This is a genomic window from Clostridium sp. 1001271B_151109_B4 (assembly GCF_015670405.1).
Lineage (GTDB): Bacteria > Bacillota > Clostridia > Clostridiales > Clostridiaceae > Clostridium.
The window spans coordinates 16,434-34,227 of record NZ_JADPBQ010000019.1 but is presented as its reverse complement, the minus strand read 5'-3'; the positions used below and the strand labels follow the sequence as shown (position 1 = coordinate 34,227).

Genomic DNA, 17,794 nt, shown 5'->3' with positions numbered 1-17,794 from the left:
TAAAATTATTATGGGGTGGTGGTAAAGTGAGTCTCTTAGAAATAAGGAATATAAATATGAACTATCATACTATGGAAGGAGTTACAGAAGCGATTAAAAATATTAGCTTTTCAGTTGATGATGGTGAATTTATAAGTATAATTGGTCCGTCAGGGTGTGGAAAATCAACATTGCTTAATATAATAAGTGGGATATTAACTCCATCAAGTGGAGAAATTAAATTTAATGATCCAGATGTGAAAAATAATCTAGATAAAATGGGATATATGTTTCAAAAAGATTATTTGTTTCCATGGTTATCTGTTAGAGAAAATGTATTATTAGGGCTTAAAGTTAAGAAAATATATACAAAAGAAAACATAGAATTTGCAGATGAATTACTAAAAAGTTATGGGTTGGAAAAATTTCAGTCGCATAAGCCAACACAATTATCTGGTGGTATGAGACAAAGGGTAGCTTTAATTAGAACCTTAGTTTTAAGACCCGAAATACTATTGCTTGATGAACCATTTTCTGCATTAGATTATCAAAGTAGATTAAAAATGACAGATGATGTTTATGAGATAATTAAGAAGGAAAAGAAAACAGCAATAATGGTAACACATGATTTAGGTGAGGCTATCGTAATGTCCAAAAGAGTAATAATTTTAACTTCTAGGCCAGCTTATATAAAAGATGATGTAAATATAGAATTTAAGAATAAAGATGCAACTCCTTTCGATAAAAGAAAGGAACCAGAGTACAATGAGTACTTTAGAAAGTTATGGGGGGAGTTGGATAATTAGTATGGAAAAAGAACATGAATTGTATTTAAAAAAAGTTAAGAGGGATAAGTGGAAAGTAAGAATAATAAGAGCATTAATTCTAGTAGCATTTATTGCACTATGGGAAATTGCCGCACAATTAAAGTGGATAGATCCATTTTTAACTTCAAGTCCCAGTAGAATTATAAAATCATTAGTTAGCTTTATAAATGAAGGTACATTATTTAGGCATATATGGGTAACTTGTTATGAAACTATAATTGGATTTACGCTAGGTACGGTTTTAGGAGTAGCAATTGCAATATTATTATGGGCATCAAAAACAGCATCAGAAGTACTTGATCCTTATTTAGTAGTATTAAATGCATTACCAAAAGTAGCACTTGCTCCAATAATTATCTTTTGGGTTGGAAATGGTACATCAGCAATCATAACAATAGCATTGCTAATTTCAATTGTTACAACAATAATAAGTGTTTTAACAGGGTTTAATGAAGTAGATAAAGGAAAAATGCTATTAATGACTACCTTTCAAGCATCAAAGTGGCAAAAATTAAGATATTTAGTTTTCCCAGCTTCTGTACCAGTTATCATTTCTGCATTAAAAATAAATGTTGGACTTTCTTGGGTTGGAGTTATCATGGGAGAATTTTTGGTTGCAAGAGAAGGATTAGGGTTCTTAATAATATATGGTGGGCAAATAGCTCAATTAGATATGGTTATGATGAGTATAGTAATTTTATCTGTAATTGCCTTTATAATGTACGAGATAGTAGCTGTAATAGAAAATAGATTAGTAAAAAAAAGACAATAATTTTATCTAATAATGGCAAATTAATTAATTAAAAATAAAGTATTTAATAATTTGCCATTTTTAATTACATAAATTAGTGGGAAATATCGAATTCATAAATTAATATTTGAAAAAAAACTAATTTTTTGTTAGAATTATTGTTAGGAATATTTATTAAACAAATGGAGGGATTATGGAAAACAAAAAAAATGACTCCTTAAATGTTAGTAAGAAGTCAAATAAAAACAAATATGTTGAACCAATAATTACGATAAGTCTTTCTATTTTATTTGCTTTTGTAGTGTTAATATCAATACAAAGCATGATGGGAACAAAGACAATTACAATAACGAATAATAAAGCAGAAGAATATTACTACGATGGTAAGTATGATGAAGCTATAAATGAATATATGACAATGCAAAAAGAAGATGCATGGCCAATTTGGACTGTAAGAGCAGCTGAAATATACTCTATCCAAGGCGATACAACTCAATCAAATAACTTATTGAAAGAAGCGATAGTAAAAAGAGATAAGTTAATACTTGAAAGCGGAGATGAGTATTTAGAACAGGATAAAGAATTAATTAATGAAGTAGTATTCACTTTTTATATGAATAATGAGTTAGAGCAAGCAGAAAGTTTTGGTGAATATTATTTAGAAACTTATAATACATATAAACCTTTATTAAAAACAATGTTTGCTATTTATTTGGCAAATGATCAAAAAGACTTAGCAAAAGGAATAGTAAACTCTTATCCAGTTGATAAGGATAGTGCTTATGATTTAGCTACTTTAGCTAAGATGCAAATAATGATTAATGATTATGATAATGGTTTAGAAAACTTAAGACTTTCATATGAAATTGATAAGAATGAAATAAAATTATATGATGTTATAATGGAAGTTTGTCAATCTGATAAAGAAAAGTTATTGAAGGAAGTAACAGAATTATCAGAAGAAAATCCAAAAGTTGAAGTTTATAAAATTTGGATTAATTTAATTAATTCATTTGATAAAAATGATATTGATTTTAGTAAAAATGTGATTAACGAAATAAAAAATAATATAAATACTGATGAATTAGAAGAAGATTCATATGTAGATTTATATAGTAAGGCTTGGGATAACTATAGTAAAGGTCAATATGATAAAGCAAAAGAATTTGCTAATGAAGCTATATTGGCTAATCAGCAGTATGAAAATACTTATGGAATATTAATGCCTAATATATTAATTGATACAGAAAATTCAGATAAAATTGAAAGTTATATTAGAATAGCTATATTTAATGAACCATATAATTATAATTTAATTATGAATATTGCTAAATTATATGAAGCTAAATTGCTTGATTTAGAGAAGGCTAAGTATTATTACGATTATGCGTTAACGTTGAATAAAAATAACACCGAAGTATATTATGATTTAGCATTACTAAACCTAGATATAGGAAAAGTTGATGATGCAATTTTAGAGTTAAATAAAGCAATAGATATCGATAAAGATAATGGAGATTATTACAGAGCTTTAGGTGCTATTTACTATAATGAAAAAGAATATGATAAAGCTATTGAAAATATAAGAAAAGCATATTCATTGAACGAAAAAGATATTTTAGCATTAAATAATGCAGCATGTTATTACATTACAGTAGATAAAGATGTATGGAGAGCATATTCAAATATTGAATCAGCATACAATGATATGCCAAGTTCCATAGATAGCGCATCAAAAGAATTAATTACAAATAATTATAATGCAATTAAAAAAGTATACGATAAGTATGTTAATGATGAAAATATAACAATAGATGTTCAAGGATTAGAATTAGCATATTAGTAAAAATGAGAGATAGTGTAAATACTATCTCTCATTTATTTTTGTAGAAAAGTACAAATTGAAAAAAACCCTTTCCAGTTATTTGAATATATGATATTATATTATAAGAGGAAATATTCTGAATTTTATGAAAAACTATGTAGTAATAGGTAGGCTATAAGGAAAAAATGCTGAAAGGTTATTAGTTTAAGTAGATGGGTAGGGAGGAATTTAAAATGGAACAAAAAATTAAAAAAATAGCGTTATTAACAGGTGGTGGAGATTGTCCAGGCCTGAATGCCGTAATTAGAGCCGTAACAAAAACAGCAATATTAAATTATGGTATCGAAGTAATAGGGTATAAATTTGGATATAGAGGATTATATAATAATGATTTTGTTTCTTTAAACTTAGATTCAGTAGCTGGTATACTACATAGAGGAGGTACCATTCTTTATAGTTCAAATAAAGATAATTTATTTGATTATCTCGTTGAAGAAAATGGGGTAATGGTAAAAAAAGATGTATCTGATGTAGCAGTTGAAAATCTAAAAAAAGAAGGTATTGATGTTTTAGTTGTAATTGGCGGTGATGGAACATTAACATCAGCTAGAGATTTTGCTAGAAAAGGTATCAATGTAATAGGTGTTCCTAAAACTATAGATAATGATTTAGCATCTACTGATGTGACATTTGGATTTAATACTGCAATAGATGTGGTTACAGAAGCTTTAGATAGACTTCATACAACAGCAGAATCACATCATAGAATCATGCTTTGTGAAGTAATGGGAAGAAATGCAGGATGGATAGCATTAGAATCAGGGATAGCAGGTTCAGCAGATGTAATTCTTTTACCAGAAATACCATATGATATTAATAAAATTGCAGCAAAAGTAAAAGAAAGAGAAGCGGAAGGAAGAAACTTTACTATAATAGTAGTAGCGGAAGGTGCGAAACCTAAAGATGGAGATATTGTAGTATCTAAAATAGTTGCAGATAGTCCAGATCCAATAAGATTAGGCGGAATAGGTAATAAGTTAGCTGATGATTTAGAAAAGCTAATTAAAGAACATGAAGTAAGATGTACTGTTTTAGGACATGTTCAAAGAGGGGGTAATACTTCTACTTATGATAGAATTCTTTCAACAAGATACGGTGTAGCAGCTGTTGAATTAATGATGGAAGGAAAGTTTGGAAGAATGGTTTGTTTAAAAGGAGATACTATCACTAGTGATACATTAGAAAATGTAATAGGGCAAAATACTAAGAAAGTAAATCCAGAGGGAGAATTAGTACAAGTTGCTAAAAAGATAGGAATTTCTTTTGCTGAATAATAAGTAAATATTAAAGTATATAAATAGTGACAAATGCAAAAAATGATTTTATAATGTACAATTATTTTTTGCAGAATTGTCACTATTTTTAAAATTAAGACTATAAGTATTAAAAATAAGTTAGATAGATTTGATGAGTGTACAAAAATGGAAAAAAATTTAAAGGAATACTTCAAAATATTCTGACAATATGATATACTTATATTAAAGCAAGAGAAATTTATTGAATCAGTGGATTTAGGAGGGTATTATGAAAGAAATAAAGAAATATTTAGAATCAAGAATCGGGAAATATAGTTTCTTTTTTGAAGATTTAAAAAGTGGTTATGTGTATGGATACAATGAAAACGTTTCTATGACTGCCGCAGGATGTATGAAACTTCCAATAGCTGTTTCGTTAATTAAAGCGGTAGAAGATAAGAAAGTAGACTTTATGGATAAAGTTAAAATCCAAAGTGGAGATAAGGTTTACGGAACAGGAATTATTCATGAATTTAATGAAAGAGAATATACAGTATTTGAGCTTCTTGTAATAATGCTAATACAAAGCGATAATACTGCAGCAAATAAAATTATAGATATAGTTGGAATGGAACAGATTAATGAAGATATAATTGCTATGGGATTAAAGAATACAAGATTAAATAGAAAAACGAATGATGAAAGGATTGTAATTACTGATGTTGAAAATATAACTACTGCATATGATTTATCAAGGATATGGAAACATTTAGCCAATGGAACATTCTTATCAAAAGATAATGGTCAGATGCTTATAGATATATTAAGAAGACAACAAATTAAAAATAAGTTAGCATTATACATTCCTGATGATTTAAAAATAGAAATATCAAGTAAAACTGGAGATAAAAAGGGTGTCGAGAATGATACTGCATATTTAGAATTACCAAAAGGAAAATTTACATTTACTGTATTATCTGAAGATATACCAAATAGTGTTTATGGAACAGTATCTTTAGCGAAATGTGGTAAAATGATGTGGGATGGGGTAATGAACAACTGGAATTAAATTGCATTGACAAAATTTGAATGTAATGTTATTCTAACAAAAAAGAACCTTTAAAGGAATCCGAGAGATTCATAAGGAAGTTGTAATAATACCCATATTATAAGATTACTATACCTTCCTTAAATTTTAAGGAAGGTTTTTTGTATTCTTTAAATTTAACACAGTGATGTTAAAAAGGAGTGACTATAAATGATAAATAAACATTTAATAAGCCCCATGGATTTTTCTAAAGAGGAGCTTAATGAAATTTTTGAATTAGCTGAAAAAATAATTTCAAATCCAAAAGAATTTTCGCACATCTGTGATGGTAAAATCTTAGCCGCACTTTTTTATGAACCAAGTACAAGAACTCGTTTTAGTTTCGAAGCTGCTATGATGAGATTAGGAGGGAAAATATTGGGGTTTTCCGAACCAAACTCAAGCTCTAGTGCAAAAGGAGAAACATTAGCAGATACTATAAGAATGGTTTCAATTTATTCAGATATAATTGCAATGAGACATCCTAAGGAAGGGTCAGCAAAGGTCGCAAGCATGTATTCATCAGTTCCAGTTATAAATGCAGGAGATGGTGGGCATCAACATCCAACTCAAACATTAACAGATTTGTTAACTATTAAATCACAAAAAGAAACATTAGAAGGACATACAATTGGATTATGTGGTGACTTAAAAAACGGACGTACAGTTCAGTCTTTAATCATGGCTATGTCTAGATATAAAGATACTAAATTCATACTTATATCACCAAAAGAATTGGTAATTCCAGAATATATAAGAGAAGAAGTACTAAAAAGAAATAATATATCTTTTAGAGAAGTAGAAAATATAGAAGAAGTAATCGGAGAATTAGACATATTATATATGACAAGAATTCAAAAGGAAAGGTTCTTTAATGAAGAAGAATATTTAAGATTAAAGGATTGTTATATATTAGATAATGAAAAAATGAAAAAGGCAAAGTCAGATATGATAGTAATGCATCCACTTCCAAGGGTAAATGAAATTGCAACAGAAGTTGATAGTGATGACAGAGCAGTATATTTTAGACAAGCAGAATATGGAATGTATGTAAGAATGGCTTTAATAGTTAAGTTGTTGGAGGTAATGTAATGCTACAAATAACTAGTATAAAAAATGGATTTATGTTAGATCATATAAAAGCTGGTATGGGTGTTAAAATATTTAGATATTTAAAGTTAGATGAACTTGGACATCAAGTAGCATTAATTATAAATGCTGATAGTAAAAAGATGGGGAAAAAAGATATAATAAAAATTGAAAATTTAGAAAAAATAAATTATACTGTGCTTGGGTTACTTTCTCCAGGTATCACAATAAATGAAGTGAGAGATGAGGTTATTGTTAGTAAGATTAAACCAGAACTTCCTGAAGAAGTTCAAGATATATTAATATGTGAAAATCCTAATTGTATTACTTCAGTAGAAAGTTATATACCACATAGCTTTAAGTTATTAGATAGAGAAAAAGGAAGCTATAAATGTGAATATTGTGAACAAATTATAAATCCAAGTGAGGTATAAAAGTTATGAATTTATTAATAAAGAATGCTGACGTGATAGATGCAAATGAAAATTTTCAAGGTGATATATTAATAATAGATGGAGTAATAAATCAAATTGGTAAAGAAATAAATAAAGATGGTATTGAAGTGATTGATGCAAAAGGATATACAGTGATGCCATCTTTTATAGATACTCATGCTCACTTTAGAGAACCAGGGTTAACTCATAAGGAAGATATAGAAAGTGGTTCTAAAGCTGCAGCAAAAGGAGGATATACTGGAGTATGCTTAATGGGAAATACTAATCCGATTTGCTCAACAAAGGAAGTAGTAGAGTATGTTAGAAATAGAGCTAAAGAAGTTGGATTAATTGATGTTCATCAATGTGTATCAATTACAGAAAACTTTTGTGGAAAGTCTATAGAGCACTTAGAGGCTTTTAATGATGATAAAGAACTAGTGGCTATAACTGATGATGGCGTTGGGGTTATGGACTCAAGTGTTATGATGAAAGCTATGCAAAAAGCAAAAGAAAATAATTGGATTATAATGTCTCATGCTGAAGATAAAACATTTTCTAAAATAGATATGAGAATTGCAGAAGATTTAATGACTATAAGAGATTTATATTTAGCTAAAGTAACAGGTGCAAGATTACATATGGCTCATGTAAGTACAGTTGAATCAATTAATGCAATAAGAAGAACTAAAAATGAAGGTGGAAATGTAACTTGTGAGGTTACACCACATCATATAGGATTAACAACAGATATAAGCAATTATAGAGTAAATCCTCCAATAAGGGAAAAAGAAGATGTTAATGCAATAGTAGACGGAATTAAAGATGGAACTGTTGACTGCATAGGGACAGACCATGCTCCTCATACTGAGGAAGATAAGCAAAAGGGTGCTCCAGGAATGGTAGGATTAGAAACTGCATTTAGTATTTGCTATACAGAATTAGTAAAAAATAACAATATTTCTATAAATAAATTAAGTGAATTAATGTCTAAAAATCCGGCTAATATACTTAAAATGAACAAAGGAACAGTTAATGTTGGAAAAGATGGAGATTTAGTATTAGTTGATTTAAATAAGGAAGTAATAGTTGATAAAGAAACATTTGTATCTAAAGGTAAGAATACTCCTTTCCAAGGAAGAAAATACTTTGGAGAAGTTATAAAGACTATAAGAGGCGGAAAAGTAATATATAGTAAAGAAGTTTAATGTTATCATAAGTGTAGAAAGGTGAAATTAAAAATGAAAAGTTTAATAATGGATAAATTATATAAAAGAGTTGAAGAAAGAGGAGTAGTATGCTTAGGATTAGATACTGCTGTTGAATACATACCTAAACATATTTTAGAAGGAAGATCAGTAGAAGAAGCAATAGTTGAATATAATAAAGCAATTATAGATGAAACTTTAGATGTTGTAGCATGCTTTAAAGTTCAAATAGCATATTATGAAGCTTTAGGATTAGCTGGTCTTATAGCATATAAGAAAACATTAGAATATTTAAGAGAAAGAGATGCTATTATAATTGCAGATATAAAAAGAGGAGACATAATGGCAACTGCAACTCAATATGCTAAAGGGCATTTTAGTGGAGATTTTGAAGCAGATTTTATTACATTAAGTCCATATATGGGAATGGATAGTATAGAACCATATATGCCATATATGGAAAGTGGAAATAAGGGTGTTTTCGTACTAGTTAGAACTTCAAATCCAGGTGCTGAAGATATAGAAAATATAGATACAAAAGATAATAGTAAGGTTTATAAAGTTGTAGGTGATAAGCTTACTAAGATGGGTGAAGCTGTAAAAGGCGAATGTGGATATTCAGCAATAGGTGGAGTTATTGGATGTACTCATGTTGAAGAAGGAAAGGAAATAAGAGAAAGATATAAAGATATGTTTTTCTTAATACCTGGATATGGTGCACAAGGTGGAAAGGCAGAAGATGTAGCTTTATACTTAAGAGATGGAAATGGTGGAGTTGTAAACTCATCAAGAGCTATTCTTTTAGCATATAAAAAGGAAAATAAACCAGAAGAATTTGCTGCTTGTGCAAGAAGAGAAGCTATAAGAATGAGAGATGAAATAAGAAACGCAGTTAATAGTCTTTAGGAGGATGGAGTTTATGAAGTACACACAAGGAAAAGTATTATTAAATCAAGAAATTCAAAATGGAATCTTTAAGATGATTGTGGAAGATAAGAATGAAGCAAAAGCAGGTCAGTTTTATATGCTTAAGCATAATGGAGCAACTCTTCTTCCAAGACCTATAAGTGTATGTGAAACTAATGGGGAAACACTAACTTTTGTTTATGCTGTTGTAGGTGCTGGGACTAAGGAATATGCAGAATTAAAAGTGGGAGATACAATAAGTTTAAATGGACCTTTAGGTAATGGATTTAACTTAGAAGAGGACTATGGGAGAGTTGCATTAGTAAGTGGAGGAATTGGTACAGCGCCAATGTTAGAGCTTTCTAAAAGGCTAAGAGAAAAAAATAAAGATATAAAAATGGATCTTTATGCAGGGTTTAGAGATGATGTGTATTTAATAGATGAAATAAATGAATTTGTTGATAAAAGCTTTGTTTCTACGAATACAGGGAAATATGGGCATAAGGGATTTGTAACAGAAATATTAGATTTAGATAAATATGATACAGTATTATGTTGCGGTCCTGAAGTTATGATGAAAAGAGTTGTAGAAATGTGTAAAGAAAAGCAAGTAAAAGTATATGTTTCAATGGAAAAACATATGGCTTGTGGCGTAGGGGCATGTTTAGTGTGTACTTGTAAGACTAAAGATGGAAATAAAAGAACTTGTAAAGATGGTCCGGTATTTGATGGATACTATGTAGAACTATAATAGACCAAAGGAGAAGATAAAATGTTAAAAGTTAATATAAATGGATTAGATTTTAAAAACCCAGTAATAGCAGCATCAGGAACCTTTGGTTTTGGAGCAGAATATAATAATTTTTATGATGTAGGAATTTTAGGTGGTATTTCATCGAAAGGATTAACTTTAAATGAAAAGGCAGGAAATGATGGAATAAGAGTGTTTGAAACACCATCAGGAATGATGAATTCAGTTGGACTTCAAAATCCAGGAATAGATAGATTTATAGCAGAAGAACTTCCAAAGATGAAAGCATTAGGAACTAACATTATTGCAAATGTTGGTGGCGGATGTATGGAAGATTATGAAATTGCATTAGAAAAACTTAGAGGAACAGATATTGATATGATAGAGCTTAATATATCATGTCCTAATGTAAAGAGTGGAGGAATGGCTTTTGGAATTAAATCAGAAGTTGCTTATGAAGTTGTTAAGAAAGCTAAAGAAATAGTTGATAAGCCACTTATGGTTAAGTTATCTCCTAATGCAGAGGATATAGTAGATATGGCTATTAAATGTCAAGAAGCAGGAGCAGATTCGTTATCTCTTATTAATACATTAAAGGGGTTAGCAATAGATCCATATAAGAGAAAAGCTGTATTTAATAATGTATATGCAGGGGTATCAGGGCCAGCAGTTAAGCCAGTAGCTCTAAGAATGGTTCATGAAGTTGCTAAGGCAGTGGAAATACCTATAATAGGTTTAGGTGGAATAACAACAGGGTTAGATGCTATAGAATTCATGATGGCAGGTGCATCAGCAATTCAAATAGGAACAGTGAACTTCTTTAATCCAATGGCAGGAAAAGAAATTATTGAAGAAATGGAAGCATTCTGCAGAGAACAAGGTATTAAAGATATTAATGAAATAGTAGGAATAATATAAAGTAACATAAAATAGAGCTATAGATGTAAATACATTTATAGCTCTATTTTAATAGTGTATTAGTAAAAGTTATTTTATTTTTATCAATTTCACATTTTTTTATTGTTTCAGAAATGTACTCTTTGAGCTCTGACTTCAAATTAGGTAAAAGTGATATTATAGTATGTTTAACAGTAATTTTAATAAATAAAAAATAAATACTATAGTAAAAAATTAATAATGCATATGATAATATATTGCCTATTGATTCGCCGAAATCCGTATATATGACCCATTTTTGTAATACAGTACAATTATACAGTAAATATTACATAATTTACATATAGTTATAAACAGATTAGTTTATTTAAGATGCTATTTAGTTCGGAGTAATTCAAATTGTGCAGTGGGGGATAAGAAAAAATAAATACATATAACATTATGCATAAGTGTATTTAGTAGTTGCTAAAAAAGCTTTATCAAAACTTAGGTTTTGATAAAGCTTTTCTTTATGCTATATATTCTTGATCATCTTTTTGCCATTCTTCAACTTCGTCACCAAGTTCTTTTATAGAAGAGGCATAGAATACAGGATCTTTTCCGGCTTTCTTTTGAGCTATATAATCATTAAATGCAGATATAGCAATCTTACTTAACATTACTATTGCAATTAAGTTTAAGATAGCCATTAAGCCCATAAATACGTCAGCCAAGTTCCAAACTAAATCCATTGATGCAATTGATCCAAATAGAACCATTGCAGCAACTAAGATTCTATAGATATATAAGTATATCTTCTTATCAGAGATAAATTGTATATTAGTTTCACCATAATAGTAATTACCTATAATTGAACTGAAAGCAAATAATAATATACAAATAGTTATAAATGTTCCACCCCAAGAACCAACTTGAGAAATTAATGCCATTTGAGTAAGTTCTATTCCTTTTACTGATCCATCTAATGGCGCTCCTGATAATAGAATAATAAAAGCTGTAGAAGTACAAATAATTAATGTATCAGTAAATACTCCTAAAGTTTGAATTAATCCTTGTTTTACAGGGTGAGATACTGTAGCAGTAGCTGCTGCATTTGGAGCAGATCCCATACCAGCTTCGTTAGAGAATAAACCTCTTTTTATACCTTGTAATAAAGCAGCACCTATACCACCACCAACTACTTGCTTAAATCCAAAAGCGCTTTCAAATATTGTTTTGAATAAGTTAGGTATTTCTTTGAAGTTAATCACTATAATGAATAATGCAATAACTATATAAGCAACAGCCATTACTGGAACTAAAATACTTGAAATTTTAGCTATTCTATTTACTCCACCAAATATTATTATTAATGTTAACACTGTTAATATAATACCGATTAGTAATTTGTTTGCATTAAATGATGAATTAAAGGCAGCTGCAATTGTGTTAGATTGAACAGAGTTAAATGCAAATCCAAAGCAAACAATAATAAGAACAGAGAATGATACACCCATCCATTTTTTCTTTAATCCCTTTTCCATATAGTATGCAGGGCCACCTCTAAAGCTATCACCATCTTTTACTTTATAGATTTGAGCTAAAGTTGATTCAATGAAGGCTGAAGCTGAACCAATTAGTGCAATAAGCCACATCCAAAAAACGGCTCCAGGACCACCTATAGCAATTGCAGAAGCAACACCAGCTAAATTACCAGTACCAACTCTCGAAGCAGTACCTATACAAAATGCTTGGAATGAAGAGACTTGTCCTTTAGTTTTTCCTTTTGAATTAGTACTTTCACTAAGTAATTTAAACATCTCTTTAAAATTAGTAAATTGAACAAATTTAGTTTTAAATGTGAAATATACTCCGATTGTTAAGAGCATTGCAATAAGAATATAAGTCCAAATAAAATCATTAATAGATAAGATAAACTCATTTATAAAATCCATATATTTTCCCCCTTAATTATAAGATAATTCCAGTTCTTTTCTATAGTATACAATAAAAAAAAGAAAAATGCAAGAAGGGAGATTGAATTATTCAAAAAAGCACTTTTAAAATACAAAAATGATATTATTATTGAAAAAAATGAATATAGATGCAGGATAAAATTCATAAAACTAAAAAATAAAAGCAGTACTTCGTACTGCCTTTATTTTTTATTAATTAAATATTCCGTTTATTATATCTGTTATAGAGTTTCTTTGTGCATCTGTATCAGAGTCAGGAGTAGTAGTAGCATCATCATTAGTAGTATCGTTAGTATCATCGTTATTACCAATATCCTCATCAGGAGTATTAGTAGTAGCTTTTATTTTAAGCTCTACAGTTTCACCAGATTTAATTTTTTCTGTATATGAAACTAGTGTGTATTGTCCTGATGTAATATTACCAGAAACTGAAAGACCATCGAATGAGTATTTAATTCCTCTGTTATTTAATATAACAATAGCATCTAATAAATCCATATTTGCTCTTAACCCTATTTGAGATAAGTCAATATATTCTTCTGCTTTTGTATTATCTTCTTCAGTTGGTACAACAAAAGGATAATCATCTGCATTTGGATTTGCATTAGGTTTTTTGATAAATACTTTATTTACTAGAAGGCTTGCAGGAGTATTTTTAGTAGCTAATTTGTTATTTGAGCTATTTACAGCAATACTAACGTGAACATCGCATACTGATTTTGGCTCAGTTCCTTTAATAAAGTATTCAGTTTTAACTCTGTTACCTCTTTGGTCCTGGTAGCATAAGTCAGTAGGAGACTTACCAGAATCCTTACAAACAGTAGCTTGAACTAGACCAGAAGGAGCTTCTATATCTGTATATTCTAAGCCTTCATGAGCTACAGCCATTATTTTTCCAAATAAAGATGCAGCGCTAGAGCTCTTACCACTCATTCTCTTTGGAGCATCATATCCAATCCAAACAGATCCAGAATAGTATGGAGTTACTCCAGCAAACCAGAAATTATCGGAAGAGTTAGTTGTACCTGTTTTACCAGCCACAGGAATATCACTAAATTCTGCACTACTAGAAGAACCTTTTAAAATATCATAAAGAATATATGATGTTTGAGGTGAGAATAAATTAATTGCCTCAGGTTCATTTTCTAATAATACATTACCACTAGCATCTTCGACCCTAGTGTAAAGTATTGGCTCATATCTTACACCATTATTTCCTAAAGCACCATATGCTGAAGCTAAAATAGTAGTATTACCACCATCTCTATTTCCTGTTGGTTGTTCAAATTGACCAAGTGCTAATGCTGACATTGTATGAGATTCAGGTGCATATTTAAGACCAGATTTTTCACCATAATCTATAGCAGTATCTAAACCTAGCATATCTACAGTCTTAATTGATGTTAGATTTTTTGAATATGTTAACGATTCTCTTGCAGTAACATATCCAGCCATAGAGCCATTAGCATTTTTAGGTATTACAGATCCAAAATTATACTTCTTAAGTATTTCATCAGAAACTGAAGTATCATCAAGTGGAGTACCTGCAGTTATTAGTTTTGTATCAATTGCAGGTCCATAAACTGTTAATGGTTTAGTAGTTGAACCGATAGATTTTAGATCAGAATAAGCTCTATTAAGTGAAGTTGGTGGTTGATCTCCACGACCTCCCACAAGTGCTTTAACTTGACCAGTTTTATAATCTATTATTGTAGCTGATGCTTGTAATAATGGAACACCGTAACTGTCAGTTTCATCAACAGAAGTATCATCTACTTGTAAGTTTGTTCTATCATTTAATATTTCTTGTACTGCATTTTGCATTTCAACATTTAGTGTAGTGTAAATTTTTAATCCGCCGTTTACTAATAATTTTTTTGCTTCGTCTTCTGTATACTTGTACTTTTCAATTAAATCATCTTTTACTTGTTCAATGGCAGGATATACAAACCATTCATGATTTACTTGAGAATCGGTATTTAGTTTTTTGAAATTAAAGTTATTAGCTTCAGCATCAGCATAAGCAACATCAAATTCTTCTTGAGAAATATAGCCTAACTCAAGCATTTTATTTAACACTGTTTTAGTTCTGTTAATATATCCATTAGGATAATTTGAAGCACCGGTATTATAAGCACTATAAGTAGTAGGGGCTTGGGTAATACCTGCAATATAAGCACATTCAAGTAGTGTAAGATCTTTAGCACTTTTACCAAAGAAATATTTTGAAGCAGCTTCTACACCATAAATATGACCACTTAAAGGGATAGTATTTAAATAAGTTCTAATAATTTCTTCTTTGCTTAATTCTTTATCTAATTGAACAGCTAAAACTATTTCTTTTATTTTTCTATTAATTCGATCTATCGGACTTGACTCTGTAGCAGCTTCTGATGATAAAAGAGTATTTTTTATTAATTGCTGAGTAATAGTAGAAGCACCATGTATTCCATTTTGCTTACCTAATATAACCATTACATCTCTGGCAGCAGCGCCTAAAATTCTCTTAATATCAATACCACCATGACTCATAAAACGTTCATCTTCTATTGATATATATGCATTAATTAAATTTTGAGGCATCTCATCATAAGAAATAATATATCTGATTTCAGTTGATGGTACGTCATCTATAAATTCACCTTGATCATCATATACCATTGATGGTTGATTTAAATTATAAATAGCATTTACATCTAATGAAGGTGTTGTTTTAATTACAGCGACTACATATCCAACGCCTACAACACCGATTAATAATCCTAGAATTAATATTGTAAGGAAAAAGTATTTAAAAAATCTTTTAATTTTAGATGGCTTCTTTTTTAAGGTTTTTTTCTTGTTTTTTGTTTTAACTACTTTTTCTTTTGGACTTTTTGATTTATTAGAATCTTTAGCCATTAGTTCCTCCTTTTATTTATATAAAATATAATATTCTATTCAATTATAGCATATTAATTGTAATAGTAAAATAATAACTATTAGGGTGAGAGTATGAAGTATTATACAAAAAAACCTAAATATCATTATAAAATAGCTACTAAGCGAAGTAAATTTCCATATGGACTGTTAATAATTGTTTTGCTTATTATGTTGTTTAATGGAGTTTTTTATATGTTTAGCAAAAGGATATTAACATCTGTACTTAGTGTTGGCGAAGTTAAGATGAAGTCTGAAGCAGTAAGAATTATAAATGAAGAAAGTGTTAAGGTTTTTTCTGATAATTTTAATTATGAGGATATTATAAATATAGAAAAAGATAGTGAAGGAAATATAACTATGATAAGAGCAGATACTGCTAAGCAAAATTATTTAGCGTCTCAAGTTGTATTAAATTGTGATGAAAAGTTATCTGAACTTGGTGATTTGGGGGTTAAAATACCATTAGGGTATTTAACTAATAATATTATGTTTTATAACATAGGACCTAAAATTACAGTAAAAATGCAACAAGTAGGTAATATAACTACATCATATGAATCAGAATTTGAAAGTGCAGGAATTAATCAAACAAGACATAAAATTTATTTAAATGTAGAGGCAAAAATAAGAGTTGTTGTACCATTCCATAGTGATGAAATAGAAGTTACAACTCAAATTCCAATTTCTGATACTATAATAGTAGGAAAAATTCCAGACACAGCAATAAATATGAATGGATCTAATTAAAAATAAAAAAGTGGTGTAATCCACTTTTTTATTTTTAAGAGATATACATATATTTGGTTATAAAAAATGTAGTATATTAAATTAAATAATAAATTTGAATATGATTTTAAGTTCTAATTAAATTTATTATTTAATTACTAAATTGATTTAATGAAATTTATGACATATAATAAAAAAGGAAATAAAAATGGAAATAAAAAGGAGGATTGGAAATGTGAATATAGCATGGATAGGAATAGGGGTCATGGGAAGTTATATGGCAATAAACTTAGCTAAAAATGGACATAATGTTTTTGCTTTTAGCAGAACAATTTCTAAGTGTGAACCTTTAAAAGAATTTGGAATTACAGTTACAAGTACTATTAAAGAATGTGTAGAAAATGCAGATGTAGTATTCACTATTGTAGGATATCCAAAGGACGTTGAAGAAGTATATTTAGGTGAAGAAGGTATATTTAAATACGCAAAAGAAGGTACATATTTAATTGATATGACAACTTCATCACCATTATTGGCTAAGAAAATATATGATTTAGGTGAGAAGTTTAATATTTTAGATGCGCCTGTTTCTGGTGGCGATATTGGAGCAAAGAATGCAACTTTATCAATAATGGTCGGTGGAGATAAAAAAGATTTTGATGAAATGTATGGTTTATTTGAATGTTTAGGTAAAAATATAATTTATCTTGGGGAAATAGGAAGTGGTCAAAATTGTAAGGCTTGCAATCAAATTGCCATAGCAGGAACAGTTGCAGCTGTGGCAGAATCTATTATTTATGCAAAAAAGGTAGGACTTAATACGAAAACTGTTTTAGATGCTATATCTAAGGGGGCAGCAGGAAGCTGGCAGATGCAAAATAATGGATATAAGATGATTGAAAAAGATTATGCACCAGGATTTTTCAATAAGCATTTTATAAAAGATATGAAAATTGCTAAGGAAGTAATGGATGAAAAAGGAGAAAATCTTCCTATACTTAATAAAGTACTTGAAATGTATGAGGAATTAGCTAAAGATGGGCTTGAGGATATGGGAACTCAAAGCATTATTGAAAAATATTTATAAATAAAGTGTAACAGAAAAAATAATATAAACATTTGAGAGGGACATAAAGCGATTT

15 protein-coding genes are annotated in these 17,794 nt (G+C 29.3%); 13 read left to right on the top strand and 2 right to left on the bottom strand.

Going from position 1 to position 17,794, the window contains the following annotated elements; all coding sequences use genetic code 11:
* Positions 1–26 precede the first annotated feature (26 nt).
* From I4V63_RS12525 to I4V63_RS12475, 11 genes are all read left to right on the top strand, one after another.
* A complete protein-coding gene (locus I4V63_RS12525; protein ID WP_196001587.1) occupies positions 27–785 on the top strand; it encodes an ABC transporter ATP-binding protein in 759 nt (252 codons plus the stop codon).
* Between the two features lies 1 nt (position 786).
* Positions 787–1,578 (top strand): ABC transporter permease, encoded by a 792-nt coding sequence (locus I4V63_RS12520; protein WP_196001586.1) that lies wholly within the window; start codon positions 787–789, stop codon positions 1,576–1,578.
* A gap of 172 nt (positions 1,579–1,750) precedes the next feature.
* Positions 1,751–3,400, top strand: coding sequence for a tetratricopeptide repeat protein (locus tag I4V63_RS12515; RefSeq protein WP_196001585.1), 1,650 nt, complete (start codon positions 1,751–1,753; stop codon positions 3,398–3,400).
* Positions 3,401–3,615: 215 nt separating this feature from the next.
* The gene (locus I4V63_RS12510) at positions 3,616–4,716 is read left to right on the top strand and encodes a 6-phosphofructokinase (RefSeq protein ID WP_196001584.1); all 1,101 of its coding nucleotides are present in this window, start codon (positions 3,616–3,618) and stop codon (positions 4,714–4,716) included.
* 250 nt (positions 4,717–4,966) lie between these two features.
* On the top strand, positions 4,967–5,746 hold the full coding sequence (locus tag I4V63_RS12505) for a serine hydrolase (RefSeq protein WP_196001583.1): 780 nt from the start codon (positions 4,967–4,969) through the stop codon (positions 5,744–5,746).
* Between the two features lie 189 nt (positions 5,747–5,935).
* Positions 5,936–6,856: an aspartate carbamoyltransferase gene (gene pyrB / locus I4V63_RS12500; protein ID WP_196001582.1), complete on the top strand. Its 921-nt coding sequence runs from the start codon at positions 5,936–5,938 to the stop codon at positions 6,854–6,856.
* On the top strand, positions 6,856–7,287 hold the full coding sequence (locus I4V63_RS12495) for an aspartate carbamoyltransferase regulatory subunit (protein ID WP_196001581.1): 432 nt from the start codon (positions 6,856–6,858) through the stop codon (positions 7,285–7,287). Before pyrB ends, I4V63_RS12495 begins: the two co-directional genes overlap by 1 nt.
* 5 nt (positions 7,288–7,292) lie before the next feature.
* Positions 7,293–8,495 carry a dihydroorotase gene (locus I4V63_RS12490; protein WP_196001580.1) on the top strand — a complete coding sequence of 401 codons (1,203 nt, stop codon included), beginning with the start codon at positions 7,293–7,295 and terminating at the stop codon, positions 8,493–8,495.
* A 33-nt stretch (positions 8,496–8,528) separates the two neighbouring features.
* Positions 8,529–9,401 carry an orotidine-5'-phosphate decarboxylase gene (gene pyrF / locus I4V63_RS12485; protein ID WP_196001579.1) on the top strand — a complete coding sequence of 291 codons (873 nt, stop codon included), beginning with the start codon at positions 8,529–8,531 and terminating at the stop codon, positions 9,399–9,401.
* Between the two features lie 13 nt (positions 9,402–9,414).
* Positions 9,415–10,152: a dihydroorotate dehydrogenase electron transfer subunit gene (locus tag I4V63_RS12480; protein WP_196001578.1), complete on the top strand. Its 738-nt coding sequence runs from the start codon at positions 9,415–9,417 to the stop codon at positions 10,150–10,152.
* Between the two features lie 21 nt (positions 10,153–10,173).
* Entirely contained in the window at positions 10,174–11,070 is an 897-nt protein-coding gene (locus I4V63_RS12475; protein ID WP_196001577.1) for a dihydroorotate dehydrogenase, read from the top strand.
* Positions 11,071–11,558: 488 nt separating this feature from the next.
* Here I4V63_RS12475 and I4V63_RS12470 read toward each other — a convergent pair whose 3' ends face one another.
* Both I4V63_RS12470 and I4V63_RS12465 read right to left on the bottom strand, forming a co-directional pair.
* On the bottom strand, positions 11,559–12,983 hold the full coding sequence (locus I4V63_RS12470) for an alanine/glycine:cation symporter family protein (RefSeq protein ID WP_196001576.1): 1,425 nt from the start codon (positions 12,981–12,983) through the stop codon (positions 11,559–11,561).
* A gap of 213 nt (positions 12,984–13,196) precedes the next feature.
* Positions 13,197–15,905 (bottom strand): transglycosylase domain-containing protein, encoded by a 2,709-nt coding sequence (locus tag I4V63_RS12465; protein WP_196001575.1) that lies wholly within the window; start codon positions 15,903–15,905, stop codon positions 13,197–13,199.
* 93 nt (positions 15,906–15,998) lie between these two features.
* Here I4V63_RS12465 and yunB point away from each other — a divergent pair, with 93 nt between their 5' ends.
* Positions 15,999–16,673, top strand: coding sequence for a sporulation protein YunB (gene yunB / locus I4V63_RS12460; protein WP_196001574.1), 675 nt, complete (start codon positions 15,999–16,001; stop codon positions 16,671–16,673).
* Between the two features lie 214 nt (positions 16,674–16,887).
* Positions 16,888–17,739 carry an NAD(P)-dependent oxidoreductase gene (locus I4V63_RS12455; protein WP_196001573.1) on the top strand — a complete coding sequence of 284 codons (852 nt, stop codon included), beginning with the start codon at positions 16,888–16,890 and terminating at the stop codon, positions 17,737–17,739.
* Positions 17,740–17,794: the final 55 nt, after the last annotated feature.

Excerpts from the sequence above, each read along its gene's own strand:
- I4V63_RS12470 (WP_196001576.1), bottom strand. The coding sequence starts at position 12,983 with ATGGATTTTATAAATGAGTTTATCTTATCTATTAATGATTTTATTTGG.
- I4V63_RS12480 (WP_196001578.1), top strand. The coding sequence starts at position 9,415 with ATGAAGTACACACAAGGAAAAGTATTATTAAATCAAGAAATTCAAAAT.
- I4V63_RS12505 (WP_196001583.1), top strand. The coding sequence starts at position 4,967 with ATGAAAGAAATAAAGAAATATTTAGAATCAAGAATCGGGAAATATAGT.
- yunB (WP_196001574.1), top strand. The coding sequence starts at position 15,999 with ATGAAGTATTATACAAAAAAACCTAAATATCATTATAAAATAGCTACT.
- pyrF (WP_196001579.1), top strand. The coding sequence starts at position 8,529 with ATGAAAAGTTTAATAATGGATAAATTATATAAAAGAGTTGAAGAAAGA.
- pyrB (WP_196001582.1), top strand. The coding sequence starts at position 5,936 with ATGATAAATAAACATTTAATAAGCCCCATGGATTTTTCTAAAGAGGAG.
- I4V63_RS12510 (WP_196001584.1), top strand. The coding sequence starts at position 3,616 with ATGGAACAAAAAATTAAAAAAATAGCGTTATTAACAGGTGGTGGAGAT.
- I4V63_RS12515 (WP_196001585.1), top strand. The coding sequence starts at position 1,751 with ATGGAAAACAAAAAAAATGACTCCTTAAATGTTAGTAAGAAGTCAAAT.
- I4V63_RS12495 (WP_196001581.1), top strand. The coding sequence starts at position 6,856 with ATGCTACAAATAACTAGTATAAAAAATGGATTTATGTTAGATCATATA.
- I4V63_RS12490 (WP_196001580.1), top strand. The coding sequence starts at position 7,293 with ATGAATTTATTAATAAAGAATGCTGACGTGATAGATGCAAATGAAAAT.
- I4V63_RS12465 (WP_196001575.1), bottom strand. The coding sequence starts at position 15,905 with ATGGCTAAAGATTCTAATAAATCAAAAAGTCCAAAAGAAAAAGTAGTT.
- I4V63_RS12475 (WP_196001577.1), top strand. The coding sequence starts at position 10,174 with ATGTTAAAAGTTAATATAAATGGATTAGATTTTAAAAACCCAGTAATA.
- I4V63_RS12520 (WP_196001586.1), top strand. The coding sequence starts at position 787 with ATGGAAAAAGAACATGAATTGTATTTAAAAAAAGTTAAGAGGGATAAG.